The organism is Tildeniella sp., assembly GCF_059505325.1.
Window position 1 is genome coordinate 1 of the sequence record NZ_JCACKI010000035.1, and the last position, 25,938, is coordinate 25,938.

General features: G+C 51.6%; 27 protein-coding genes and 1 pseudogene. 3 read left to right on the forward strand and 25 right to left on the reverse strand.

Annotated features, from left to right (window positions below; translation table 11 throughout):
* From AC5JO6_RS13655 to AC5JO6_RS13715, 13 genes and pseudogenes are all read right to left on the reverse strand, one after another.
* Positions 1 to 130 (reverse strand): annotated as a pseudogene (locus tag AC5JO6_RS13655) (photosystem II q(b) protein); the annotation flags it as partial.
* A gap of 445 nt (positions 131 to 575) precedes the next feature.
* Positions 576 to 926: a DUF1815 family protein gene (locus AC5JO6_RS13660; RefSeq protein ID WP_496081617.1), complete on the reverse strand. Its 351-nt coding sequence runs from the start codon at positions 924 to 926 to the stop codon at positions 576 to 578.
* 327 nt (positions 927 to 1,253) lie between these two features.
* Positions 1,254 to 1,466 (reverse strand): DUF2839 domain-containing protein, encoded by a 213-nt coding sequence (locus AC5JO6_RS13665; protein WP_496081618.1) that lies wholly within the window; start codon positions 1,464 to 1,466, stop codon positions 1,254 to 1,256.
* Positions 1,467 to 1,540: 74 nt separating this feature from the next.
* Entirely contained in the window at positions 1,541 to 3,088 is a 1,548-nt protein-coding gene (locus AC5JO6_RS13670; RefSeq protein WP_496081619.1) for an ATP-dependent DNA helicase, read from the reverse strand.
* A 288-nt stretch (positions 3,089 to 3,376) separates the two neighbouring features.
* Positions 3,377 to 5,059 carry a dihydroxy-acid dehydratase gene (ilvD, locus tag AC5JO6_RS13675; RefSeq protein ID WP_496081668.1) on the reverse strand — a complete coding sequence of 561 codons (1,683 nt, stop codon included), beginning with the start codon at positions 5,057 to 5,059 and terminating at the stop codon, positions 3,377 to 3,379.
* Positions 5,060 to 5,287: 228 nt separating this feature from the next.
* Positions 5,288 to 5,947 (reverse strand): lysozyme inhibitor LprI family protein, encoded by a 660-nt coding sequence (locus tag AC5JO6_RS13680; protein WP_496081620.1) that lies wholly within the window; start codon positions 5,945 to 5,947, stop codon positions 5,288 to 5,290.
* Positions 5,948 to 6,181: 234 nt separating this feature from the next.
* Positions 6,182 to 7,291 (reverse strand): glutamate 5-kinase, encoded by a 1,110-nt coding sequence (gene proB, locus AC5JO6_RS13685; RefSeq protein ID WP_496081669.1) that lies wholly within the window; start codon positions 7,289 to 7,291, stop codon positions 6,182 to 6,184.
* A gap of 260 nt (positions 7,292 to 7,551) precedes the next feature.
* Positions 7,552 to 8,073, reverse strand: a complete 522-nt coding sequence (locus AC5JO6_RS13690; RefSeq protein ID WP_496081621.1) for a YqeG family HAD IIIA-type phosphatase — start codon at positions 8,071 to 8,073, stop codon at positions 7,552 to 7,554.
* Positions 8,074 to 8,170: 97 nt separating this feature from the next.
* A complete protein-coding gene (mltG, locus tag AC5JO6_RS13695) occupies positions 8,171 to 9,268 on the reverse strand; it encodes an endolytic transglycosylase MltG (RefSeq protein ID WP_496081622.1) in 1,098 nt (365 codons plus the stop codon).
* Positions 9,269 to 9,521: 253 nt separating this feature from the next.
* The gene (locus tag AC5JO6_RS13700; RefSeq protein WP_496081623.1) at positions 9,522 to 10,082 is read right to left on the reverse strand and encodes a DUF3727 domain-containing protein; all 561 of its coding nucleotides are present in this window, start codon (positions 10,080 to 10,082) and stop codon (positions 9,522 to 9,524) included.
* 62 nt (positions 10,083 to 10,144) lie between these two features.
* Positions 10,145 to 10,642, reverse strand: a complete 498-nt coding sequence (gene ruvX, locus AC5JO6_RS13705) for a Holliday junction resolvase RuvX (RefSeq protein WP_496081670.1) — start codon at positions 10,640 to 10,642, stop codon at positions 10,145 to 10,147.
* 7 nt (positions 10,643 to 10,649) lie between these two features.
* Positions 10,650 to 11,990: an N-acetyltransferase gene (locus AC5JO6_RS13710; RefSeq protein WP_496081624.1), complete on the reverse strand. Its 1,341-nt coding sequence runs from the start codon at positions 11,988 to 11,990 to the stop codon at positions 10,650 to 10,652.
* A 154-nt stretch (positions 11,991 to 12,144) separates the two neighbouring features.
* Positions 12,145 to 13,332 (reverse strand): F420-0:Gamma-glutamyl ligase, encoded by a 1,188-nt coding sequence (locus AC5JO6_RS13715; RefSeq protein WP_496081625.1) that lies wholly within the window; start codon positions 13,330 to 13,332, stop codon positions 12,145 to 12,147.
* Between the two features lie 142 nt (positions 13,333 to 13,474).
* Between AC5JO6_RS13715 and mug the strand changes: the two genes are divergently transcribed.
* Positions 13,475 to 14,047, forward strand: coding sequence for a G/U mismatch-specific DNA glycosylase (mug, locus tag AC5JO6_RS13720; protein ID WP_496081626.1), 573 nt, complete (start codon positions 13,475 to 13,477; stop codon positions 14,045 to 14,047).
* 69 nt (positions 14,048 to 14,116) lie between these two features.
* Here the strand turns inward: mug and AC5JO6_RS13725 are convergent, their stop codons facing one another.
* From AC5JO6_RS13725 to AC5JO6_RS13745, 5 genes are all read right to left on the reverse strand, one after another.
* On the reverse strand, positions 14,117 to 15,772 hold the full coding sequence (locus AC5JO6_RS13725) for a glycoside hydrolase family 3 protein (RefSeq protein WP_496081627.1): 1,656 nt from the start codon (positions 15,770 to 15,772) through the stop codon (positions 14,117 to 14,119).
* 216 nt (positions 15,773 to 15,988) lie between these two features.
* Complete coding sequence (rbfA, locus tag AC5JO6_RS13730; RefSeq protein ID WP_496081628.1) at positions 15,989 to 16,390, reverse strand: 30S ribosome-binding factor RbfA; 402 nt, start codon at positions 16,388 to 16,390, stop codon at positions 15,989 to 15,991.
* 92 nt (positions 16,391 to 16,482) lie between these two features.
* Complete coding sequence (locus AC5JO6_RS13735; protein WP_496081629.1) at positions 16,483 to 16,686, reverse strand: DUF751 family protein; 204 nt, start codon at positions 16,684 to 16,686, stop codon at positions 16,483 to 16,485.
* A 198-nt stretch (positions 16,687 to 16,884) separates the two neighbouring features.
* Positions 16,885 to 17,442, reverse strand: coding sequence for an NUDIX domain-containing protein (locus AC5JO6_RS13740; RefSeq protein ID WP_496081630.1), 558 nt, complete (start codon positions 17,440 to 17,442; stop codon positions 16,885 to 16,887).
* A gap of 65 nt (positions 17,443 to 17,507) precedes the next feature.
* Positions 17,508 to 19,121 carry a protein kinase domain-containing protein gene (locus AC5JO6_RS13745; protein ID WP_496081631.1) on the reverse strand — a complete coding sequence of 538 codons (1,614 nt, stop codon included), beginning with the start codon at positions 19,119 to 19,121 and terminating at the stop codon, positions 17,508 to 17,510.
* A gap of 368 nt (positions 19,122 to 19,489) precedes the next feature.
* On the opposite strand from AC5JO6_RS13745, the gene AC5JO6_RS13750 reads away from it, so the two are divergent.
* Complete coding sequence (locus AC5JO6_RS13750) at positions 19,490 to 20,194, forward strand: CADD family putative folate metabolism protein (RefSeq protein WP_496081632.1); 705 nt, start codon at positions 19,490 to 19,492, stop codon at positions 20,192 to 20,194.
* Positions 20,195 to 20,324: 130 nt separating this feature from the next.
* On the opposite strand, the gene AC5JO6_RS13755 is transcribed toward AC5JO6_RS13750, so the two are convergent.
* The 5 genes from AC5JO6_RS13755 to AC5JO6_RS13775 all read right to left on the reverse strand — a co-directional run bounded on the left by AC5JO6_RS13755 (position 20,325) and on the right by AC5JO6_RS13775 (position 22,048).
* Positions 20,325 to 20,909: a Uma2 family endonuclease gene (locus AC5JO6_RS13755; RefSeq protein WP_496081633.1), complete on the reverse strand. Its 585-nt coding sequence runs from the start codon at positions 20,907 to 20,909 to the stop codon at positions 20,325 to 20,327.
* A gap of 154 nt (positions 20,910 to 21,063) precedes the next feature.
* On the reverse strand, positions 21,064 to 21,285 hold the full coding sequence (locus AC5JO6_RS13760; protein ID WP_496081671.1) for a type II toxin-antitoxin system RelE family toxin: 222 nt from the start codon (positions 21,283 to 21,285) through the stop codon (positions 21,064 to 21,066).
* 50 nt (positions 21,286 to 21,335) lie between these two features.
* Complete coding sequence (locus AC5JO6_RS13765) at positions 21,336 to 21,536, reverse strand: hypothetical protein (protein WP_496081634.1); 201 nt, start codon at positions 21,534 to 21,536, stop codon at positions 21,336 to 21,338.
* An 87-nt stretch (positions 21,537 to 21,623) separates the two neighbouring features.
* A complete protein-coding gene (locus AC5JO6_RS13770; RefSeq protein ID WP_496081635.1) occupies positions 21,624 to 21,830 on the reverse strand; it encodes a DUF2283 domain-containing protein in 207 nt (68 codons plus the stop codon).
* A gap of 23 nt (positions 21,831 to 21,853) precedes the next feature.
* Positions 21,854 to 22,048: a hypothetical protein gene (locus AC5JO6_RS13775; RefSeq protein ID WP_496081674.1), complete on the reverse strand. Its 195-nt coding sequence runs from the start codon at positions 22,046 to 22,048 to the stop codon at positions 21,854 to 21,856.
* A gap of 38 nt (positions 22,049 to 22,086) precedes the next feature.
* Here AC5JO6_RS13775 and AC5JO6_RS13780 point away from each other — a divergent pair, with 38 nt between their 5' ends.
* A complete protein-coding gene (locus AC5JO6_RS13780; protein ID WP_496081636.1) occupies positions 22,087 to 22,659 on the forward strand; it encodes an REP-associated tyrosine transposase in 573 nt (190 codons plus the stop codon).
* 53 nt (positions 22,660 to 22,712) lie between these two features.
* Here AC5JO6_RS13780 and AC5JO6_RS13785 read toward each other — a convergent pair whose 3' ends face one another.
* Both AC5JO6_RS13785 and AC5JO6_RS13790 read right to left on the reverse strand, forming a co-directional pair.
* A complete protein-coding gene (locus tag AC5JO6_RS13785; protein ID WP_496081637.1) occupies positions 22,713 to 25,499 on the reverse strand; it encodes a class I SAM-dependent DNA methyltransferase in 2,787 nt (928 codons plus the stop codon).
* Between the two features lie 225 nt (positions 25,500 to 25,724).
* The coding region (locus AC5JO6_RS13790) for a hypothetical protein (protein ID WP_496081638.1) at positions 25,725 to 25,938 on the reverse strand (214 nt) is incomplete at its 5' end.

Below are 25,938 nucleotides of genomic sequence, written 5' to 3' on the forward strand. Positions count from 1 at the left end.
CAGCCAGCAGGGTGGGTACCATCAAGACACCGAACCAACCTACGTACAGGCGGTTGTCGGTGCTGGTAACCCAGTTGCAAAACTGATCCCATACGTTGACGCTCTCGCGTCTCTGTAAAGTCGTAGTCATGGTAGTTATGAGTGCTTGGTGTATGAATGTATTGAGTTCTTAACGAACCCGTACAAATAAGATAGCGAAGTTAACATCTTTTGTAAAGCGATTGTTACTAAATTCTTTGGGTGCGCGCTGTCTATCTAACTGGTTAGTCGTCAAGACACGTTCAAGCACTATTACGCTGTATGGTCTCAAAGACACTTGCAAATCACCGGGGAGTGAATCAACCGATACAAGAAGGGAGTGAAAGGATAATCCCTTCACTCCCTCAAATGGCTTAGCTCGTCGAATCTTGCTCACTTGGACTAGCTAAAATGCTGAATCAAGCTAGATATGTCTACTCATTCACGCTCATCTGTGTCGAAATCAGCCATACACGAGCACTGGCACTCAGACTAGCTCAGTTTTGCCAGAAACGTCCTGTCAGACACCTGGCATATCTTCTGCTAAGCCTTAAACGCTAATGAAAACTCTCTGAAATCACCGCAGGTCTGTACTCAGATGGCTTGATTTTGTGCTTCACCAGGTTTGCCAGTTCCTGAAGTTGACTAATCGCTTCTGCACCTTCTAACTTCATCAGTTCTCGATCGTCTCGCATCTCAGTCCAAGTGATGCCATAGTCAGAAACCAGGAATCGGATGAGGTGGTTGTCTGCCAGACTGACCATAAACGATGCGCTATTCATCTGCCCGCCACAGGTGTAGCAGGACGCAAGGTAACCTTGTCGCTCTAGCACGATTGCAAGCGCCTGGAGATTCATGACGAGATCTTGAACGAACTGACGGTGTTGCTCTGCAAGTCTTAAGAACACGATTGCCCTCCAATCACCACACTTAAATCTTATACCGTTTTAATACTTTCTTAAGAATTTCATTTTTACAAGATGGACGTTTATAAAAGTCGCTTTCAATTTTATTGAGTACAGCACTTGTCTGGCTCTGCGTTGACTTTAACTAATTACACTCAAGGTTAGCCAGATTACGGGGGAAGAAAGTATCTAGAAAGACAGTCGCCTCTTACACTCTCTTTTAGCCTTCAAGCAGTTTGCCCTAAATATGCATAGACTCAGCTAAAAACAAAAAGTTCCCAGAGCTTAGGATCAAAGTAACAAATTATTGCTGGAAGCTGCTGTCATACATTAATCCACGTGCCACCAGCCAAATGCCGGACCGATGAGACGAATGGTAACCCACACAGCCACAAGCGCCCCAATGCCTATCCATGCGCCTCTTGTGGAGAGCTTGACAAACTGGCTCGCCTGAGTCTTACTCACTGGTAACCACGGGAGGATGTTAGATTCTTGACCGTACTTCTCTCCCAGAGTTTCTTTTCGCCGCTTTGATTCACCCATAGCTGTACTGATAAATAGAACTGGCTGCTTAATCTCAGTGAATGCACCCGTCTTTGGTGGATACGCTTAATACCTTAGTCTAATACTGAATAATCAGGTTGGGAAAATAAGTTGGGATCAAGATAATTGAGACGTGCCACAGGATGAAGCGCCGCAAGGACTTGCTGCCCATAGTTTCGATGAACCACGCGACTATCGAGCAGCGCCACAACACCCTGATGATCTCGCACTGGCGCGATCGCTCGCTGTAGTTCTGCCAGCGCCGCTGGAAGGAGATAAAGGCGAAACCAGTCTTGCCGCAGTTGCTTGTGGTAGGCGACGCGTCCAGCAACGAGAGGATTTTCGAGCGACGGAATGGGCAAGGTTGCGATCGCAAGCAGATGAGGTGTAGGTAAAACGCTTTGGTGCTGTTTCCAAAACGCCCAACCCGTTACGAGAACGCCGTTCTCGTCTAAGCAAGTACGTTCAACCTGCACCCTTGAGCCAAATTCTGATGCCAGTACCGATCCTACTTGCGCTTTGAGCGGCGTGTCGTCTACTAGCAGAACAGTCAACCCCTGCATCCCTGAACTAACTCTCAGTAGGGAGTGCATTTCTCGAATAAGTGCCCACTGAAACTCTGGCGTGTTGGGCATCGGCAGGCGCTCAGGCAAGTAAAGCTGGATGATTTCGTCCTGGCGATCAGGCGTAAACTTCAGACACGTTAAGTCCTCTAGCCCCAGCCGTTGACGATAAACCGTGGCTTCAGCATCAATATCTAGCGCACCACCAATGAGAATGACAGACTGCTGCGACCAGAGTGGGGCTAACGCTGATGCCACTGTAACGGGACCACAATGCAGGGAGAACTGTCCCTGGCGGCGCGAGATGTCTGCCCAGAGGAGCTGGCTATCAAGCTGAAAGGCAGCCTCAAATCGGCTCCAAACGGTAGGCAGCAAAACAGGTTCTGACGCGGGATCAGACCGCTGCAAGTTTTGCAAGAGCGCTGCCAGCACCTTTTGTTCAAACAGCTCTAGTAGGCAGCACTCATAAGGATTAGCTGGACGTTGAAAGATCGACTTTGTGAGCTGAACGCGGGCATCGCGAATTGCCTCAGCATGGTTGGGGCAGGCAAGCATCAGCTCGTCCCAGTTGCTTGGCTGGATGTGCGTGGTGAGTTGAGCGAATGCCCACGCTTCCAAGTCGTCCACACCATCGATAATCGTTGGGATGCCTGCTGGAAAACGATCGTGGTGATTAAACCGATCGCTTAGCCAGGCTTCTGGCGTAGTCAGCAACAACCCTTGAAACGCTGGATTGGGAAAGCGATCGCCCGTGCGAATGGCTTTTGACGTTTGAATGCAGGTTCGCAACTGGGGGATTTCCACCATGAGCAGCCGCTGTTGTACTGCTTCTGTGGCAACCACGATGACAGGTCCTTGCCACATCAGGACTGGAACCAGATAGCTGAGCCTGTAACGTCCGTGATAACGAGAGAGTGCGTCGGTTTGCATCAGCGCGCCGCGCCCCAAGCGCAAGGCACGTGCCACCAACCGTGCCATCGTCAAATGATGAGACCAATAGGGTTTCCCTTGCTCTCTCAAGAACGCTCGGAGTTGCTGGTGAACTTCTACCTCAATCACGAATTTTAAACTCTCGCATGTTGGGTGACTTCATTTTGACACAGATGTTGGGGCTGTCCTCGGAGAGAGGTGGTTCTGCACTGTTCGGGCAGGCGCTGACAGCTAGCAGCGATCAGTCAAGAGTTGACGCTGTTTCTGAGAACGTCTCTGAGAACCAATCTGAGAACCAAGCAAAGCCGTATGGTGACGACAGTAAGGTATTACCTGTCAGTGGCTAGATCCCCGACTTCTGAATCAGGTTTAGTCAAGCAATCAGGGCTGAACAAAGAAGTCGGGGATCTGTCTCTTTCACAGATCTAAATCAGTCACTGCACCAACGCTGCTGGAGGAGACGAGCTTGGCGTATTTTGCCAGCACTCCAGCCGTGTAGCGTGGTTTGGGTGGCTGCCACAGGGCACGACGACGATCGAGTTCAGTATCAGAAACGTTGAGTTGTAGCAGACGGGCATGAGCGTCGATCGTGATCGAGTCGCCTTCCTGAACGAGAGCGATCGTGCCGCCCACATATGCCTCAGGTGCCACATGACCGACCACCATGCCGTAGGTACCACCAGAGAAGCGACCGTCTGTAATGAGACCGACCGAATCGCCCAGTCCAGCGCCGATGATGGCAGAGGTTGGTGCCAGCATTTCACGCATTCCGGGTCCGCCTTTAGGTCCTTCGTAGCGGATGACGAGAATATCACCTGCACTGATTTTGCTTGCGAGGATTGCGTCTAAACACGCTTCTTCAGACTCAAATACACGAGCAGGTCCGGTAATTTGGGGATTTTTGACTCCCGTGATCTTAGCGACGGCTCCTTCGCTTGCCAGGTTGCCGCGCAAAATTGCCAGATGCCCCTGCGCGTAGACAGGCTGATCCCAGGGACGAATCACATCCTGATCGGGGCGGGGATCGGCAGGAATGTCTTTCAGCAACTCAGCAACGGTCTGCCCAGTAATCGTCAGGCAGTCGCCGTGAAGCAAGCCGTGTGCCAGCAGCATCTTCATCACCTGCGGGATACCGCCTGCTTTGTGCAAATCGGTGGCAACGTAGCGACCAGAGGGCTTGAGGTCGCAAAGAACAGGGACACGACCGCGAATGGTCTCAAAATCGTCGAGGGTGAGTGGCACGTTGGCGGCATGGGCGATCGCCAAAAAGTGCAGCACCGCATTCGTCGAACCACCGATCGCCATAATCACCGCGATCGCATTCTCAATGGACTGGCGGGTGATGATGTGACGCGGCAGGCGTTGGTGACGAATGGCATCCAGCAGCGCGATCGCGGACTTCTCAGCACTATCGGCTTTTTCGGCATCTTCGGCTGCCATTGTGGATGAATACATCAGGCTCATGCCCATCGCTTCAAACGCAGACGACATCGTGTTGGCAGTAAACATGCCGCCGCAGGAACCCGCACCCGGACAGGCGTTGCGTTCGACTGCCAGCAGTTCTGCATCGGCAATTTTGCCTGCGCTATGCTGACCGACTGCCTCAAAGGAACTGACAACGGTGAGATCAGTACCGTGGAGGTGTCCCGGCTTAATGGTGCCGCCATAGACAAAGATCGCGGGAATATTCATCCGTGCCATTGCCAGCATTGCACCGGGCATATTTTTGTCGCAGCCACCGATCGCCAGCACACCATCCATACTTTGGGCGCTACACGCGGTTTCGATCGCATCGGCAATCACTTCCCGCGACACCAGCGAGTATTTCATGCCCTCAGTGCCCATCGAAATACCGTCGCTCACGGTAATAGTGCCAAAGGTTTGCGGCATCCCACCCGCGTTGCGAATGCCCGCTTCTGCACGTTTTGCCAGAGGTTCAATACCCATGTTGCAAGGGGTAATCGTGCTGTGTCCGCTGGCAATGCCCACGATCGGCTTCGTAAAGTCTTGATCGCTAAAGCCAACGGCTCGTAGCATGGCACGGTTGGGCGATCGTTGCACGCCCTGTGTCACAACCTGGCTTCTCAGGTTTTCTGGCAATGATGGTTCGAGCATTCTCGGTTCTTCCAATGAAATGGGCAGTTAGCTGTCAGCAGTCAGTGTTCAGCTACAGGAGTTTTAAATGAAGTCAGGCATGGTTTGTGTTGAGATCCCTGCCAATCCTTTCTCATTCTCCCAGAACATTGAGCGATCGTCGCAATCAGCTCTGCACACACCAGCAACGCAGCGGCAATACCAATAACTAACGACCAATCACTTGCAACACCTTTAACGATCGATTGCCAAATAACCCTGCAACTGCTGATTGCGCTGGTTTGTGAGGCGTGTTAAGCACTGGTTACGAGCCGCATTGCCGCCACCGCTCGACTCAAAACTACAGGTTGCATCCCGAAAGGCAATCCAGGCGAGTTCGGCAGTTTCTAGCTTCTGTTTGCGATCGGGTTCGAGCCGTTGTAGAAGTTGCTGGTAAAACTGATTGAGCCGTCGATCGGCAGACTGGTAGTTGCTCCCGCCGATCGGACTTTTCCCTGTTAAATAAGTGTTTAGGTCAGCAGTCCGTCGTTGTGTGATCTGATCTTTACAGCCGGAGACGAGCATGGGCTGCATTGAGCCGCCTTCCGCTTCACTGCCATAAAAATCGCATTCGGCATCACGAAATTTGATCCAGCGCAATTGGGCATCGGTTAGCTTTTGGCGACGTGTCGCAGAGAGCTTAGGCACCAGCGCTTGATAGGCACGATTCAAGGCGCGATCGGCTTCTTCGTAACTCAGTCCAGCACAAATGTTCATAGCTGACTGCGTTTGAGCCTTGTTGCAATCTGGTTGCTGTGCCATTAGTACCGGGGCGGCTAGTGACGGACTGGCAATAACACCGCCAACAAGACAACCCAAAGCTGTCGAAATAACTGGATTTCTAAATGGTGTCATAGAGGTTTGATGTGATGGTTGGAGTAGAACGGTAGCAATAACGACTTCAGTTCAGCAGGGATCAATTTCGGGGTGCTCGGAATCGTGTATATGTTTGTAGGCAAACGGTTTAGCGCTGATGATCAAGCCTGTAAACAGTTGGAGTTGTTGGGGATGAACGGTGAAGGATAAAGAATGAAGCGATGATCGCCGAGCCGATTCTGACGCTAAATCTGCCACTCTGATAGCCAATAACTAGCTCAGCACAAGATTGTCTCTGTGTACAACGGTTTCAGCACCGGGATAGCCAAGGATCGTTGCGATCGCATCGGATTGCTGTCCCTTAATCTGGTGTAGTTCGCTGCTGCGGTAGTTGATGATGCCTCTGGCGATTTCCTGACCGGAGCGATCGCACAGTCGCACTGCCTCCTGGCTCTGAAATTCACCGTCCACCTGCACGATTCCGGCTGCAAGAAGCGATCGACCAGCGCTGCGGATCGCGTTGACAGCGCCATCGTCCAGGTAGAGCGTACCTGCGGGCACTAAGCCGTGGGCGATCCAGCGTTTGCGCGCGCTGGCAGGGCGAGGTTGAGGTTCAAACTGGGTACCGATCGCCTCGCCTTGCAAAATCTTTTCCAGGTTTCTGGGGTAGCGACCGTCCGTAATGACTGTACGAACGCCAGCACCCGTGGCAATTTGTGCCGCCGCAATTTTTGTGATCATCCCGCCTGTACCCCAACGAGAGCCGTGATCCCCCATCTTGATCTGTAGATCCTTCAGTTGATCCATTTGACTGACGCGAATGATCGGTTGTGCGTCGGGATCACTGCGCGGATCGGCTGAGTAGAGGCGATCGACATCGGTGAGTAAAAACAGCCAGTCTGCTCGAACAAGGTTGGCAACCAGCGCTGAGAGGGTATCGTTGTCGCCAAACTTCAGTTCATCAACCGCGACCGTATCGTTTTCATTGACGATGGGGATCACTTCGAGCTGTAGCAATTGCTGAAAGGTACGCTCGATATTGAGATAGCTGTTGCGCTGCACCAGATCGCTGCGAGTGAGTAATACCTGAGCGATCGGCTGCTGCAAGGAGCTAAAAAAATCATCGTAGATGCGGATGAGTCGTCCCTGCCCAACGGCTGCGACTGCTTGCTTGAGAGCGATCGCACGTGGTCGCTCTGTCATGCCCAAACGGGCACAGCCAACGCCCACTGCGCCGGATGAAACCAAGACAACCCGATGCCCTTGTAGCCGCAGATGGCTAAGGACCTCAACGAGACTGGCGATCGTTGCCAGTGCCAAACGCCCTGTTTCTGGCTGAGTCAGGCTAGACGTACCAATTTTGACTACGAGGGTTTGGGACATTGCTTCGAGTGGCGATCGCGAGCGGTTTGAGTTCAAACAATCATCGCTTTAAAATGGCAAAGCGCCAGAACTGCTGTAAACAGGATCTAGCGCCTTGCACAAATATTCACGCGCATTCATCGTTAGAGTCTTTATGTAAGCTGACTCCACTACTATATTCATCAATTTAGCAGCGGTTTTCGTTGATCCCTGACTAGCTTAAGCTTTTTTTTAGATTTCTCCTTGCTAACGCAAAGCAGGTTTACGGTCAACCTGGGCACTTACTTGCCGGGGATCAGTGACGCTCCAAGCGCTTGCGAAAGCCAGACCTCAAAGGAATGCAGCGGAGACCGTCTAACCGCTTCGTTTGGGTTGACCATCGGCTCTACAAGAATCGTGAACATGCCCAATCGATTGCCTGCTAGAACATCGGTGAACAGCCGATCGCCGACCATTGCCACTTGCTCGACAGGCAACGCCATTGCTTCAACCGCCCGTCTTAGCTTCCGACGAGACGGTTTGCCTGCCCCTGCGATGTAAGGCAAGTCTAGCGTCTTGGCAATGCGCTGAATGCGACCTTCGCTGATGTTGTTACTAACAAGCCACAGGTTGGCAACCTGACGAAGCTCGTTAACCCAGGGCAGCAATTCTGCTGAAACCTCCGCCATCCGGATGGGCACTAGTGTTTCATCCACATCAAGGACTAACCCTTTGAGTCGGTGCCGTTGCAGCACGTCAGGCGTTAGCTTCAGCACCGGTCCGTGCACGATTAAGTCAGGTTGGAGAAGTTCGCCCCAAGACATAAGCAAAAAGAGTAAGGAATAAGCGTGAAGAAAGCACAGTGAAGCCCTTTCGACGCGCAAAGGATGTTTTTGGAGTAGCGCACGATCGCATAGGGCGCTACGTTGCGATTTTTGAACTGGCTGGTCTTGCCCCTGAACTTTGCCTGGTAGATTTGCGTTTATCTTGAATGATGACTTGTGCTGCCTGGTGTTCTGCCAGAGTGCGGCTGAAAACGTGAGTACCATCGTACCGCGCAACGAAGTAGAGGAAATCAGTGTTTTCTGGGTTGAGTGCTGCTTTGAGGCTGGCTAAGCCTGGGCTGGCGATTGGAGTAGGCGGTAGACCCGTATTGAGGTAGGTGTTATAAGCAGATGGCGTTCGTACCTGTGTCAGAGAAAGAGGTTGGTCTGGCGTTTGCTGGATGCCTAGCCCATATTCAACCGTTGGATCAGCGCCAAGGGGAATCTTCTGTTTTAAGCGGTTTGTAAAAACACCTGCAATGCGGGGGCGTTCGTTGGCAATCACTGCCTCTTTTTCAACAATGCTTGCCAGCGTGACCCATTCTGGAAAGTTTAAAGGGGCTTGCTTTCTCTGTTCATACAAAGGGAGTGCTACCTGCTCAAAGCGATCGAGCATCTGCTTCAAAATAGCTTCCGGTTTAACTGGTAGCCCCGCCACGTCATAGGTATCAGGATACAAAAACCCTTCTAAAGCTGGCAGACCGGGAGCAGGCTTTGGCAACCAGGCGTACTGGGCAGTGGGAAAGCGCTCTACTGCCGCAAAAAAATCCTGCGCCGAAAAGAACCCTTGCTCCTCGAAGTAGGCTGCCATCTGCCGCAGTGACCATCCTTCGGGGATGGTATAGCCAAGCCGCACTACATCCCCTGCCCAAATTTTGGTGGCGACTGCTGCTAATGGCTCTGTGCGCGAGAGTTGGTACACACCCGCCTTGAAGCCTCCCTGTGGCTCTTTTAACGCGAGCCAGCGTGCCCACGCATCCCACGCTGCCGACGAGCGAATCACGCCGATCGCCTGTAGGTCTCTGCCAATTTCTTGAGCAGAGGCACCGTCGGGAATACGGAGTTTTACGGGGTTGGTGGGTGTACCTGTGGCGATCGGAGGGGCACTGGCGGCTGTCCACCAAACCCAACCACGCCAGCCAATCGTCCCGATCGCCGCCAGTAGCAGCAACAGAACGATCGCACCCTTAGTCATGCTGTGTATTGCTTTCATGCTCTATAGCTGACTCAATCGCTTCAAACAATTAGTTGTTAGCTCTTAGTCGTTAGTTGTTAGCTGTTGGCATTTAACGGAGAGTCACTTGCATAAACTAAAGATTGTTGAGCGCTGTCAGCAGACCGCTAAGCGGAAACAAGCCGCCGCTTTTCGCTTCAGACTCTTCAGTTTATATAGTGAACACTGACGTATAGCCAACGACTCTAACAACTAACAACTAAACACTACAGACTTACTCAAACTGGTCGATCAACTGGTCTTCGATCATTGGTAGCAACGGCTCAATTTTCTCTAACTCTTCGGGCGAAAGCAGTTGCGGTTGGTTGTTAGCATCCACCCGCGCCAAGATGAAAAAGGGATCAAGCGGCGCGTAAATGCCAAATTCTTGCTCTTCGTAGTAGAAGCTTGCCAGAAATTGCAGTTCCTCTTCTTCGCCCTCCCCCTCAGATTCTAAACCTGCCAGGTCATCTTCCTCGGTTAAATCAGGAAGATCGCCTTCTACCGTCAAGGTGACAGCGGTGCGTTTCAGCACAAGATTCTGCTCCTCCAAAACCACTTTGGCGACTGGAAAGAGAAGATTGATGTCTTCATCGTCTTCAACTGGTACGGCTTCCTCTTCGTCACCATCTTCTTGCCATGCGATGATTTCGACGGGCGAGTCTACTGGCAATAGCAGCACGTAGTCTTGTCCTTCTACTTCGAGAGCATGTTCAATGGTGCAGGTAATCGTCCGTCCGGCATCATCCGTCAAGGTAACGGTTTCTACATCCATCTCAAGATCGTCTTCATCCATTCCGGACTCTCCACTAAAATCGGTCATGTTACAGGCGTTTTACACATCTCTGCCCCCGTGACTCAGAAGGAGGTTGAATCCAAGGCTTCGGAGTCAGCCACATCGAGCTGCGGAGACGTTTGGGTGTAAGTTGCCTTGAGGCGGCGCTCATCCAACCATTGTTGCAGAATGAGGGACGCAGCTTTGCGATCGATGAGTCCTTTATTACGAGAAGGCGAGATCTTCTGTGCGTGGAGCATCTGTTCTGCTTGAAAAGAGGTCAAGCGCTCATCGACATATTCCAGCGGTAACTGTAGTGCGTTTGCCATTGCTCGTGCAAATTTTTGCACCTGTCGCGCTTGAGCACCGATCGCGCCACTCATGGTGTACGGTAAGCCCACAACCAGTATCTGCACGTCACGTTCGACGACTAACTGTTGCAGTTGGGCTTGCACTTGCTGGAAGGATTGACGTTCGATCGTGGTTAGACCAGCAGCAATCAGCCCGGTGCGATCGCAGCCAGCGACACCAATCCGCTTACTCCCAACGTCTAATCCCAGGGCAGAAATTTGCATCCCCAGGCACCGCTTAACAGCAAGGTCCTTCTTGCGGCGGGTCAGAGAATTCGGTTGGTACAGGTAGATTTAGCAATGGGTTGTTGGTTCTGATGGAGTCGTCTGTTTCACTCGCGTTATTCGGTGGCTGTGTGGTGTCCGCCTTGGGATCGGTCGTTGCCTGATTCCACAGCCGCAGCAGCGAAATGCGCCCCGGTACTGGCTTACGGGCGGGTTTAAACCCCTGTAGCACTTCCGAGAGCTGGAGTGAGTCGAGCGCCATTGGCAGCTTGGATTCCCGCAGTTTGTGCCAGACCGATCGTGACATCATCAATGTGTGAGCTACTCGACTTGCGCCGATGCGCTCCAGGTATTCTTCGCGCTCTGGCTGATAGTCGGATGAAGCAAGCTCTAGGGTCTGAGGGGGCAATTCTTGAGTGATGCGCGCCATTTGGGACATGAGTTCAGGGTAGAGCCAGGTATAGGCTGGATGTACCGTCAACTGTGCCTGGTGGGGTTGTGACCCATCACGGCAGAGACGAATCTGAAAATAGCCGATCGCCGCTTTCCGCTGAGGTTCAAACACGTAGCCACTGACCACCTCAGCACGGCGAAACCAATTTTTGACACCACCCATCAGCGAACCCAACAAGCTCGTTTTAAAGTCGAGTACGTGACGATCAAACACCTGCCGCACGAGTGGAGGCATGGCTGCGGTGTCGAGCTGATACAGCAGTTGAGCATCCGCATTACTAACGGGCAGCAGATTTGGCAGGTCAGGCTCTCGCTCGGCAATCTCCTGCAGTTGCTCAGGCGCAAGCAACCAGTAGGTTGTCTGCGCTAACGGCTGAAAGCCATTCTGACGATAGAGCGCCAACAGTGCCGTATCGTTGACATCCACTTCTAAGAGCCAGGTACGCGCTTCCCAGATTTTTTCAAAGCAGTGCCGCAGTAGCTGCGAACCGACGGTTGCTAGACTGAGCTTTGGAGACAATTTGGATTGTTCAGGTACTGTATCTGTTGGTGTTTCGGCGATCGGTTCAGCGTTGTGCACAACGGCAACCCGATCGACCCTCCAGGTGCTGCGTGTGCGGTTGAAGGGCGAAACCCGAACCATGCCCCGAAGCTGATTGTCCTGGTCTGCGAGATAAGCACCAAACGTTTGCTGTGACGGTGTCCACACCAGGCTAAAGGCTTTCTTCAGACCGCGCCAGGGTCGAAATGTCAAGGCTTTTGAGGGCTTTTCAACATCGGTTGCGCCGATAGCACGATCGCGGTCAGCTTCTGCCTCACAGAGACGCTCGACTGTTTCCAGATCACGATACTGGATCGATCGAATCACGATTTGAGCGGTCTGAGGAAGAACTTGAGTCATCGTAGGTATGGCTGCAACCAGCCGCGCGCAACATCCAAAACTTAAAGGCTCAGTCTATATTCTAGAGGGTTTAGAGATTAAACCGACGTTTCTCACATATAGGGGCTGCAATCATTGCCCAGCCGATGAATGACGATCTCATTGCATCGCTAGTCTATTGACGCTCTACCGTTTGTCCTCCCAGCACCTTGACGGGTCGAATCAAGACGACAGGAGTTTGTTCGCTGGCATTACCCGCCGGATTTTTGATTAACGCCTGCTTGAGAAACGGTACTGCAAGGTCTGAGGAGGCTGCCAAGACTTTCACCGCTCTCAAATCGTTAACATCCACAATGGCAGCCGAAAGCCCCGTTTCACGCTTGATCTGGTCAACCACCTGCTGGGGATTGTCTGGTCCCAGGACAATGAACTGATCGTAGGGCGGAATGGTGCCTGTGACATCATCAATCAGACGTGCTTGCTCTCCGGCTAGCTGGTAAAACACACCTGGCTTGCCGAACACTTTGGCGATCGCGCCCACCAGAAAGGCTACCAGCACTCGCACAGGACCAACCAGATCGATCAACGTTTGTAAGCCACAGGCAGTTGCCAGACTGGATGTGGGCAAAAAGAGATAACATAACCGCCGCGCCACCCAGCCTGGTTTCACGTCACTGGGATGTCGAAAGCGCCCCTGCATAATTGCCAGTGGTGTTTCCCCGATCGTGACGACATCGCCTGGTTGGGCATGGGGCAGCACATAGCGCTTGATCACTGCTACAGGGTTATCTAGATGCGTCAGCAAATGGGTACGAATAGGCAGCACGTCCGCGTTATTAGCGGGTCGCCAATTTTTTGAATCGTCTGGGCTAGGAAAGGTCAGTGGCACGATCACATGGCGTACTTTAGGAAGTCGTCCTTGCGGTCCATAGGTAAAGTAATGCACACGAATCCAGGCAACTCTCAGCGCATCCAAATCTTGCCCCTGGAGTTCTACCTGAATCTCGATCGGGGATACGTCCCGTTTCACAATATGCCCTTCCCAGTAGCCGTCTGCTCTGGGTTCAGCATCTTTGTAGCGAGGAATCACCTGTGTACTGGTCGTAATACCGTTGAGGCTGTTGGCAGAGAGCAGCTTTACCTCTACCCAGATTTCTGGCACCATCACTTCTAAGCGCTGCGTGAGGTTATGAAACGCCAACTCACCCACTAATAGGTAGCGCTGCGGTTCATAGACCTCAAGCTGCCAGTGACCAGCTGTTAGCTCCAGCTTGTTTCCCGGTCGCTGTCGGTACTGCACCTCTAATGCCAGCAGCAAGAGAACTGCTACAGCAATCATCGCGATCGCAATGCTCCCCATCATCCCCACAAACGTTACTTTGCCTCATTACTCTGTTAAGAAGTTTAGTAGGAGTTGGGGGTTTTGCGGCAGGAAGTGAGGAGAGAGGAGAGAGGAGTCAGGGGTGAAGGGCAAGACGGTCGAATTAGCTTAGACGAAGGACTGCATGACTTCTTTACACAAGCCGACTAAAGCCGAAATCCAAGCGGCGATCGGCAAAACGGTTCCCGATATTATCGCGCCTGACTTACGCGTGTTGTTCTGTGGCATCAACCCCAGTCTTTACAGCGCCGTTGTCGGGCATCATTTTGCTCGTCCTGGCAATCGGTTTTGGAAGACTTTACAGACTGCTGGCTTTACAGAGCGGCTGTATATGCCAAACGAGGATCGCGATCTGCTGCGGTTGGGGTATGGCATTACTAACGTGGTCGATCGCGCGACAGCCACAGCCGATCAACTCTCAAGAGACGAGTTGCTTGTGGGTGGACAGCAACTTTTAGCGAAAGTGCAGCGCTATCGTCCGCAGGTGCTTGCGGTGTTGGGTATTGGTGCCTATCGTACTGCCTTCGGGCAACCAAAAGCGACGATCGGTCGGCAAGTAGAAACACTGCAATCAGAAGCTCTACAGGACGCGATCGTATGGGTACTGCCCAACCCCAGTGGGCTAAATGCTCACTACCAGCTTCAGGATCTTGCCCAAACCTTTCGAGCATTGCTGGATGCGGTGATCGCTGAGTAACCCAGAAACCGGGTTTCTTCACGAGATGTCGTTTGGGAATCCAGGCAATTTCTAGAAACCCGGTTTCTCTCAATGCGCATTCAATCCCAGTCCGTCACTCAAAAACTCTAGCGCGATCGCCTGTGCTGATGGCATTTGCCCATACGTAAAGACATAGGGTACATCGGCTGGTAAGGTCGGCAAAAATTTATCCAGAACATAAGGACTGCCGTAAAGCACCAGTGCCAGCAGTTGATCAGACTCCACTAAGAAGTGAAACCAATCGATCGCGGTTTGAGTCAGCCCAGCGCTACCACGAAAGGGATTGCCGCGAATAAAAAGCTGTAGCAGAGTGGGTTGCCAAGTGGACATCTCTTTGTTGAGCGCGATCGGTGGCGTGTGTCGATCGACCAGTTGCAGCGCATAGCCAAGCTCTTGGGGCAGGGCGATCGCAGGCGTATGCCGTCCTAATCCTTCACCTGCCAACAGATCATCGACAATAATCAGATTGCGGCGATCGCACGACCAGCGGGCTTGCGTCAACCGCGAGTGGTCAGGACACTGCATCTGCATTGAATTCCGCACGATCGCAGCCACCATTGCTTGTGCTTGCGGCTGTGCCAACTGTGCGGTCAGTGCTTGTGTCTCGATACCAACTGAGGACAGCGTTTCCCAGGTGTGAGACGTATCGCCTTGAACCGACGCGCACACTTTGTACTTGGCTCGCCAAATGCGTTCAACCGATGATTGGATACGATCGGCGGCGATCCGCCCCATCTCGACTGCCTCACAGAGAGCTTGAATGGCACCGTCTGGATCGAGCGGCATTAGCAGAATATCGGCACCTGCTTCGACTGCCAAAACAGCGGCTTCATTTGCACCATAGCGGTTGGCAATGGCTCCCATCACGAGCGCATCGGTGACGATTAAACCGTCGAAACCTAATGCTTGCCGCAACTCCTGCGTCAGGATGCGAGGCGACAAGGTTGCCGGAAACTCCGGATCAAGCGCTGGAATTTGCAGGTGAGCACTCATTACAGCATCCACACCAGCCGCGATCGCAGCCTTAAACGGCGGAATTTCAATTTGAGCCAGACGATCGCGCGCATGGGCTAAAACAGGCAGTTCTAAATGGGAATCCACGGCTGTATCACCATGACCGGGAAAATGCTTCGCACTCGTCAAGACAGAATGGCGTTGCGCTCCTCGCAGGAAGGCTGTTGTGAGCTGGCTGACGATCGCAGGGGTTTCGCCAAACGATCGCACATTAATCACGGGATTATCAGGATTGTTGTTCACATCCACGACCGGAGCCAGCACCCAGTTGAGACCGATCGCACGTGCTTCCTGTGCTGTTGTGTCTCCTAGTTGTTCGGCATAGCGCTCTGCGCGATCAGGAAAATTTTGTGCGACTGCCGCCAGTGCCATTGGTGGGGGAAACCAGGTCGCTCCAGAGAAGCGCTGTCCTACGCCTTCTTCTACATCGGCGGCTACGAGCAGTGGAATCGTTGCCCATGCCTGTAACTGCTGCGATCGCAACGCTACCTCTCCTGCACTGCCACCCAGCAAAATGACTCCACCCACACCCAACGTCTCCACCCAATGCCGCAGCATTGCTGCTGTAGGTTCCCAGACAGGATACTGAATCTGGTGATCAAAGAGATAGCCCGACGCTCGCACCACAAGCATTTGCGCCACCTGCTGCTGTAGCGAGAGCGCTTCAATGTCAGGGAGGAGAGAGGTCATGGGGGAAGGACGGGGGAGCAGAGGGGACGGGGGAGCAGAGGGAGAGTGAAGAGTTTTGAGTGAGGAGTTTTGAGTAAGGAGTTTTGAGTGAGGAGTTTTGAGTGAAGAGTTAGAGGAAAAACGTGAGAGCTTGAGTTTTGAGTTCAGGTTTTAGCCTTTCTCCCCCTGCCTCCCTTTCTCCCCATGCCTCCCTTTCTTCCTCCTGCCCCTCCTCCTCTACTCTTCTGTCTGATCAACCGCCTCATTCGTCTGCTCCGCCGACTCCCGTTCCTGGCTGAGACGGTTGAGCAACGATAGGACTTTGTCACCACGTTCTAAAGAACTGTCTTCTAGAAAAATGACTTCGGGTGTTCGTCGCAGTCGAATGCGCTGCCCGAGTTCACTGCGAACAAAGCCTGTGGCTGACTTCAAACCTGCCATTGTTTCGGCTTTGGCTTCACTGGTGCCGTAGATGCTGACAAAAACTTTGGCATGCTGTAAGTCGCCAGCTACTTGCACATCGGTAACACTCACAATACCTGAACCGACTCGATCGTCCTTGATGCCGGATAGCAGCATCTGGCTGACCTCGCGTTTAATCAGCTCAGCAACGCGTTCAACCCGACGACTCGTAGCCATAACAAACCTACCTTTTGATGTGTGCGCTGCTTGATGTAACGTTGCCGCTTTGATCACTGAACGATCGCTATTCACTAAAGCAGCCAGACCAATCAAGCGACTCCGACTCCCAACATGGCGCGGAGGGTGAAGCCGATGAAGACAAAGCCTGCAATAAAGACGCTGACTAAAGCGATCGCGGTCACAGGGTTCCTAAAGAGTGGCGCAAGCGGCTTGAGCGCGTTCAGCAAAACACCTAAAACCACACCCGTAATAAAAATAGGGTACTTAGAGACTGTGTTCCAAAAGTTTTGCATGAGCTTGAATGAAAACGGCGTACGTTAGATGGATTCAGGTTAAAGGCGCTGCTGTTTGGTGTGCTGCCTTCTCATTTTACTGGACTTTAGCCAAAGGACTCTGCACTAAAGATAAACAAGCTGCGTTTGAATGCCGCTTTGAAGAGCGGTTCATGCAACCGCTAACGGTTTAGAGCCAGGGATCTCAAAAGCAGGATTTTATTCTTTAATGTTCCCGATCGATTGCCAGTCATTCAGGATGCTGAGCAAGGCTCGATCGATGTCGTTATGCGCGTTGATCAAAACCGCTACGTTATTTGACTCGACCCACTGCCAGGTGTCGTATTCGTCCGATCGCAGCTTGAGCCGTTCTTTCTCTTCTGACGTTAGTTCAATTTGATATGTGATGTTCAGGCTGTGAGAGCCGTGCTGCTGCGGAGCTTGATGGCGAACAGCGAAACAGGTGGAATAGACACCAAGATACTGAAAGCGCGACGCGTCTAAATCATCTAGTTGAGCTTCTTGCTGTGCTTTTCGGCGTGCGGTCGCTTTCGGCTCTTCGCCTGCTACCATTCTGCCACCCACGATCCACCAGGACGATCGCGGTTCGGTGTTTCGCTTTGCCAGCAGTATCTGGTTTCGGTGCGTGAAAACCAGATCGACACAGGCAAGGACGAGAAAATCTAGCGCTTTGCTATAAATTGCTTCAGGCAGTCGATCGTCAGGACTCACAGGATTGATACGCCCCGCTTCCTGAAAATGTGGCACATCATGCATAAGACTGGAGTGTGCAGAAGACGTAGAACATCTCTACTGTGTCACAAGGAGCGATTCCCATTCGATCAGTTACTGGGTGCTTGGCGGGGTTGAGCTTTGGCAGTGGTTAATTGCTCATCGGCGATCGCATACCAGACTTGCCCAAAGACACGCGGATTGAGCGCTTTGCCCTTTTGGTCAGGAAAGAGTTGAAAGAAGCGACGGTCTGCCAAGGCATCTAACCGGGGGCTGTTCTTGGCACCTGCTTCGCCCAAAGCCACCAACCATTGCTCGTAGTTCGTGCGGCGATAGCGTCCCAGCTTCGAGCGCGTTTCCGGTTTTAGCGTTGCCAATTTGTCCATCATGTTGCTGGCGATCGTGTTCCATTCGGTTCGCAGCTTTGCCTGCTCTGGGTCGTCAAGTTTGCGCGATCGCAGTTGCGGATTTTTGGCATAGAACACCTCATCCACCAGATTGGTAAAGAACTGAAAATCAATGTTGAGCTGACGACGGCGATCGCGCAAGGCTTCTTGGGATTGAGCATCACCCGAAGAGGTCGCTGTGGGGCTGGCGATCGCGCTGGGCGATGGTTTGGGCGAAGCGATCGGACTGGCGGCTGTAGTCGTCGGTGACGCAGTGGGCTGAGCCGCTGGCGGCTTACGTGGCAAAAATTTCCACGCTGCCACTGCGATGAGCATCAACAGACCAACCACCATTGCCGCAGATGCTCGTGGGTCGCTGTCACCTCTGCGCTTCGGACGTGCTCGCTTGCGGGGTGAAGGAATTGGTACAGATGGCTGACCAGTCGGCTGAGTGACGGCTTCAGGCATAGGCGCAGCAACAGGCTCTGGTAATGCGGCGGCAGTCGCTAAAAGCGGCTCCAGAATCTGTACTACCTGAGCTGCCGAGGCAGGGCGTTTTTTGGGCTGCGGTTGCAGCATCTGGCGCAGAAGGCGCATGAAGGTGGGATGCACTGTGACAAGCGGTTCCCAGTCAATCTGCTGTGTTTGACTGTTGTAGAGTGATTCCGGTCCTTTACCCGTAAGCAGGACGATCGCAGTGACTGCCAGGGCATAGAGATCGCTGCTGGGTTCAGCCTTGCCCTGAAATTGCTCTGGCGGTGCAAAGCCCCACTGTCCTAAAACACTGGTTGCATCGATCGGATGTAGCTGCAACTGCGCTACTAATTCTTGTACCAGCCCAAAATTGATGAGAATCGGCAGTTGATCTTGCTGCCGCAAAATGAGCGTATCCAGCGAAAGATTGCGATGCACAACCCCACGATTGTGGAGATAGCTCAGCACGGGCAACACTTTAAGCAGAAGTTGAATGACCTCTGCTTCAGAAAAGGTTTGCCCCTGAGCTTTGCGCTCGTCCAGCAGCACGCCGTAACTTTTGCCTTCTATATAGTCGCGTATCCAATAAAGTCGCCCCTCCTGGGCAAACATCATGCGTAAACGAGGCAGTTGGGGATGCTGCACTTCGTACAGTCCCGACACATCTTGATGAAAGCGCTGCTGCAACGCCTCTACAGCCGCCGGGTCTTGCTGCGCGGGCGTGAATTCCTTCACGACGCAGAGTTCATTCAGCCGCTTCTGATCGCGTGCCAGATAGGTTTGACCAAACAAACTTTGTCCCGCTGCACCAATCAGACAGTAGCGGTTTTGCAGCAGGGTTCCGGGGGCGATCGAAGAGGGCATGGCGGTATCAGCGTAACGTGGACGATCGAACAAACATGCAAATTACAAGCTCTACAACCACTAACTTTCAGACATCAATTAGACCTTAGATTTGCCTGATTGCATCACTGGCAGCATAACTGCAAACGCAGTTGTTTGAAGGTTGACAAAATTATAGAACACTTGTACTTAAAGCGTATCGTTTTTATGCGTCGTTTTTATTAGCCGTTAGCGTCTCAAGCTTAAAGCTAGGAGCGTTATTTTTTTGGCTTCAGTCATGCTTGACCAGTCAAACATTCAAGCCGTTCAAGAAAAAACACGGTACACTGACATCTGAGAAACCGTGATAGCACTCTATGCGCAGCGATTGTCGTTTACCTGGTAAAACTATGCCACTACACGAAGAACTAAAGGCGATCGTCGATCGCAAACACCTCCTGACCCATCCGTTCTACATTGCCTGGACAGAAGGAAAGCTCACCCGCACGCACCTGAAGCATTACGCCATTCAGTATTTTCAGAATGTGCTGGCGTTTCCAACCTACTTGAGCGCAGTACATTTTAATACGCTGCGTGTGGAGAATGCGATCGTCGTGCGTCAAGCAATTCTCGAAAACCTGATCGAAGAAGAACGGGGCGAAACCAACCATCCTGCCCTGTGGAAGCGTTTTGCGGAAGCTCTCGGCGCAACGGAGGCTGAGCTATCGGAGCCGTCGGCGCTGGCAACCACCACTAATCTTGTAGACACCTTCCGCCAGCTTTGCCTGACTTCGCCCTTTTACGCTGGGTTAGCCGCGCTGTATGCCTACGAGTCTCAGATTCCTGCGATCGCAGCCGTCAAGGTCGATGGACTGAAGCAGTTCTACGGCATGACCAATCCCGACGACTACCAGTTTTTCACAGTGCACCAGCAGGCGGATGTGTGGCATACCGCAACGTCACAGAAGCTGATTGAGCACTACGCCGATACGCTAGAGAAGGAAGCCGAGGTGCTGCAAGTGGCTGCAAAAGCGGCGGATGCCCTCTGGCAGTTTCTGGATGGCGTTTACGAAACCTACTGTCAGGACATCATGGCTGCACCTGTGGCAGCATAACGAACTCAGAAAGCGGGTTTCTTGGAGAAACCCGCTTTCTCTTTGTAAAGGTCTGATCTGCAAGTTCCATCTTCTGTGGTTGGAGTGTCAAGCGTTAAGGGCAACGTGTTGAGCCTTGCACTCGTCGATGCTACTCTGCCTCAAACGCTACTTTGTCGTAAAGATCTGCAAGGGTGATGTCAAACGCGACGGAGTTGAGCGAGAGGATGGCTTCTGCGCCGTCATACTCAGAAAAAATCCATTTGCGGGGTTCAGTTTTGTAGTATTGCTCAACGTGCATGGCACATTGATCGATTAAGACGTATTCCTGAAAAGATGGAATGGTGCGATAGGCTGCGAACTTGCCGCTACGATCGTACGCTTCCGTTGAGCTTGAGAGCACTTCGGCAATCATCAGCGGGTTGGTGAGGGTATCTCGTCGCCCTTCCTGAAGTTGCAGTTCGCCTTGAATGATCATGACATCAGGGTAGGTGTAGATGCGTTTGCGAGGAATCCACAATTGTTGATCGGTGATAAACGCATCGTAAGGTTGCCGTTTCAAAGCAAAGTTTAGAGCGGCATAGAAATTACCAGCAATCCGATTGTGATTGGGCAGTCCACCAGGCATCAGAATGATTTCTCCATCAAGGTATTCATGCCGCTCCTCGGCGTTGACTTCGAGTTCCAGGTACTCTTCGGGGGTATAATGCTTTTTCTCTTCAGCCTGCATAACCATAAAAGTTGAAGCTCCCAATGCTTGAATGAATTAATTTCTGCGGTGGCGTAGCCTGTGCAAGGCACGTATCGCGCTCTCCTCGTTCACGAAGTGTGGGCACAGCCCGTATCACTCTCTCAACCCCTGTTTTAGCAATTTTCAGCAGTTGCATAACCTATGGAAAGTACCGATAAATCTCTTTTCGATGCAACACTCTGACAAAAGTAATTACTTCTTCATTTGCGGTTAAACCAATACGATAGTCACCAACTCGAATGCGGTAGTAATCTCCTTTAGCCTTGAGTTTCTTAATGTTATTCAATTCTTCCAAATTCTCGGCAGTCTCAACTTCTACAATGGCTGTCTTGATTCTTGCAAGTAGCTCAACGTCTCGCAGTTTTCATAAATCTTTCTCAAAGCTTTTTCCAACTTAAACTTCCACGATCGCTACTCCAAAAGTTTGAAGATTGCTTCTCGACTAACAAGCTCAGTATTTTCACCCTCTATAATCGCCCGTTCCATTGCCATATCTTCAATGACTTCTGCAAGCAGCTCAGAAAATTCTTCGCGGTTGTCTCGCAGGAGTTCAACGATCGCGCTTTTGAGTATTTCTTTGAGTTGCTCTGGGTCGAGCGTCATTTCAGACATGGTGCCCTCCATACATAATGATGTGTCAGATTGCAGTAGGTGACTAAGAGCCAACGATCGCCTCTCTCCGCTTTTCCTTTAAGGAGATTACGCCGCTAAAAGAGGCACTCCTAACGCTTGTAGATTGATCGTCTCTACGTTGTGAGAATAGTTATCTAAGGTAATAGCAACCACTTTGCCATCACTGTCATAGTCTAGAAGCAAATCATCAGTGATGGCATCGGTTGATGCAACTGGTTTTGTGGTTAGCTCGATCGCTAGAGTATCGGTTTCAGAAAAATACTGAATTTTCATTGGGGTTCTTCACCTCGCTGCTGTCATTTGTAGAAATTACGGTCAAAAAAGGCGTTATGGACGGTTACGCCATCTTCCAGAGTGATGACTCTAAGTACACGGTTCTCCGCTTCTGCAATGTTTCCCCAGGGTGAAGCCGTATGCCTGGAGGACGAGGGCAGTAGCGGTTGGATGCCCAGATCCCCGACTTTTTCAAAAAGTCGGGGATCTGTAAGCAACTTGGGAAACCTAAGCTTATCTGCTTTCAAACTCCCTCATGCCATATCGCACGATCGCCTTTGAAACTGGCAATGTTTATCATTTATACAATCGGGGCAATAACCGCCAAAATATCTTCTTTGAGCGTGAAAATTACCTGCATTTCCTGCGGTTAGTACGGCAATATTTGGCACCTGAGACGGTAGAAATCTTAGCGTACTGCCTGATGCCAAACCATTACCATCTACTGGTGCAGTTTCAGGCTGGTAGTTTGAGCGCACAGATGAAGGCGCTATCTCTGGCGTATACCAAAGGAATGAATGCTCGCTACAACCGGGTCGGCTCTTTATTTCAGGGACGTTTTTGCTCGATTCAGGTCGATTGCGAGATGTATTTGGTGCATTTGACGCGCTACATTCACTTGAACCCGGTTAAGGCTGGGTTGGTGAGGCATTCAAGTGAGTGGGAGTTTTCAAGTTATCGGGAATATGCAGGGCTGCGGCAGGGCACGTTACCAACATTGGCACGGGTGCAGATGCTAACAGGTGCGACAGATGCCTATCAAATGTTTTTGGAAGATCAGTTGTTGCCTCAAGAAGCAAGTGTGCGATCGCTGATGTTAGATGAGTGATCTAGATCCCCGACTTCTTTAAAGAAGTCGGGGATCTAAGGTGTTTGCGGTGCCTAGGGACCAACGATCGCCTCTCCCATTTTCTCTTTTTCTGCTAATTCTAAGTTTAACGCCAGTAGTTTTTCGAGGAGGTCATCGTCTGAGTGGAAGCCGTATGCCTGTAGGACAAGGGCATCGAGTTTGGCGTGGAGCTTGAAGAGTTGGCTGGTGGGTTCGTGGAAGTATTCGTTGTAGAGCTTAGTGATGCCCCACTGTTTTTTCTCCATTTGGGTGGAGCGGTAGGCGTGGAGGTCTTGGGCGGTGGCGCGGATTTGCTTGACGATCGCGGTTGTTAGTAGATTCCCGGTATCGCCCAGATCCCCGACATCTTGAAGATGTCGGGGATCTTTTAGTTGGGGAAAGGGAAAGGTTTCAAAGCAGGTGTTGTGAGTGTAGGCGGTGCGATCTTCAAGAGTAGATTTTTGGGCGTGCATCCAGGTGCGATGGACGTTGGATGTGAGGACACCGAAAACGTAGAAATCATCTGAAGCAACAACTACTGATTTATCACCAGCCAACCAATTAGATGGGAAAGGAATGAAAACTGCCCATTTAGAGACTCTGGGCACCGCAAAACAGTAGTCAATTGAGGCTAATGCTTTTCGCATCTTGGGAGCATTTTCTCCATGTTTCCACCAATTGACTCGTCGAGTTTCACGACGATTTTTGTCGCGCTCAGGCTTGACAGTTTTTTTAAGATGCTCAAACGGTAAGCGATAATCACTCGCATCTTCAACTGACATATCGCCGAAATCAATAACCCATCTCACAGGTTCTCCATTTATGTTTTGAGCTAAATTTTCTCCCATTGAAAATAGTTTTAGAACGTTTGCATTTTTGGCATCAGCTTTAATCCATTGAATGGTCTGTTGCTCGTCAACTAAAAAACCCATGCCGAGTGGGATCACACCCTGAAAGCACTGATTGAGATTGACTTTGAGACGAACGGCTTGGGAAACATCAGTAGCGGCTCGAAGTGAGGAACTAATACGTGCAACTTCTATCTGATCGAGAAAGTGTTGCTTCGGTTCTTCTCGGCTCCAATTGACAATGCTGACGTGGACGTTTGCTCTATCTTCTTTTGACCCACCAGACCAGACCTGCGTAGAAATTGCATCATGAATGTAGCCATGATTCTGTGTGATGTAATCCAGTGCAGCAGTTCTGCTTTTACCTTGACTAATTGAGTTGGTTCCAACTAATCCTGCTCTACCTTTAGTTACGCCAATCTGTTCATGCGCCAGTCGAAACCAATAGGCACAAAAATCAACCGAGTCCTTGACATCAGGGAAGCGGTTAAAGACACGATCGATGTACTCATCGCTGAGATTCATCCGCAGATGCTTTCCACCCAAGAATGGTGGATTGCCGATAATCGCGTCTGCCTTCACCCACTCGGTAAACAGTGCATCTTTGCAGACGATATTTTCATCGAGCGTATCTAACGGTAGCGGAGACTGGTCGTGAATATCGCACAGGTCGATCGCCACTTTGCGGGCAATCATCAGCGTCACGCGTGCCAACTCTACTGCAAATTCATTCGTGTCCATGCCGTAGAACTGCTGCGGGGTGACAAAGCCAATGCTCATCTGTCCCTGTCCCCGTTCCGAGGTGCGACGGGCATCGATCTTGTCTTGCAGGACGCGTTCCAGTCGTTTGAGTTCAAGATACGCCATGTAAAGGAAGTTGCCCGACCCACAGGCAGGATCAAGCACTGTGTAGTCGCGGATCTCCGCTTGCAGTGCGTAAAGTTCCGCCAAAATAGTGGCATTGGCGATCTTTGCTTCCCAATAGCGCGTGATGGTGGGACGGACGATCTTGAGAATGTCTTCTTCTGAGGTGAAATGAATGCCGTGGGCGTGACGTTCGGTGCTGTTGCTTTTGCCGATCGCCGACTCAAAGATGTTGCCAAAGATGGACGGACGCACCGCTTTCCAGTCTTGTGATGCAGCGGCTTCCAGCAGTGACAGTTCTTTCTCGGTTAGCTCCAACGGCTGCACCTCTCGAAACAAGCCACCGTTGAAGTAGTCCACCCCCTGATAGCGTCCTGCGGGAGTTTTGCCGGGTCGGTTCATCTCCTGAAACAGGTTGCCCAGAATGTCGTAGGTGTTCGAGGGTTTGCCCTGGCGAGTCCGGTCTAAACACTCGCGCACCAGGCTAATGAAGAGGTCTTTGGGCAATAAATCTCGGTCTTCCGCAAACATTGCCAGCACGCATTGCAGCACAAACCGCTGTGCCGTTTTGGGATCGATCGCCTCCCGCGATCGCTTAGTGAGCATCGTCAGCAATTCGCCCATCCGTCCCGCCGCCTTCTCCGTCACCGATACCAGATTGTTGTTGAAGACGGGCGCACGATCCAACTCTGGATTCATGAACGTGAACGCACCCATGCGATCGGGCAATCGTTCCAGGGGAATCTTCTCGATCGGCTCTTCAGACTGCTTGCGAAAGTCGTAGATCCAGAACTCATCAAAGTTGCACAGCATCACATAGCTGGGGCACTGCAACTGCATCCAATAGGTGACGGCTTGCGCGTAGTGCTTGTTGAGGTCTTCGCCCCGCTTCTTCATCTCAATCAGCAAATGAGGCTGCCATGCCAGATCCGCAAAGCCCGTGTTGCCCTTTTTGCTGCCCTTTTTTACCCGTTGCTCCAGCGTTGCCCCTGCTTCCTTCACGCCTTCATGCCCAAACGCCTGAAAGAAGCGATCGAGAAAGTTCTGCGACTCACCTTTCTCATCGCCTTTAAGATGCTGCTGGCAGTATTGAACAAATTTTTGCAGGCTTGCAGGTGTGGCTGTCATGGAGGGAGTTCAGCGTGGGAGTGATGGGAGGAGACGATCAATGAGCGCATGGTTTTACGCGAGGTGCAACTAATCTGCCCTCATCCCCACCCTTCTCCCCAGGGCGAAGGGCTTTCGGATCGTTCCGGTTCCCTCTCCCGGTGGGAGAGGGCTAGGGTGTAGCTTGCTTCCCGTAGGGTGGGCAGTCTTTGCAGGCATTTCAGCAAAGCTACACAGGCTTAAGATTCAGTGTTCCCACTTTAACCTCCAACCTTCAGGCTCAAAACCCGGAACGTCAAACCGTTCGCACTGTGGCGCTGCTTTAAAACTGCAACATTCGACTTTTTTACTCCACCATTGCAGTTCTGAACTCGGACGATCGACCTTTTTGCTCGAAGCACCGAGCTTTTTACTCGGACGATCGAGCTTTTTGCTCCAACGTTGCAGTTCTGAACTCGGA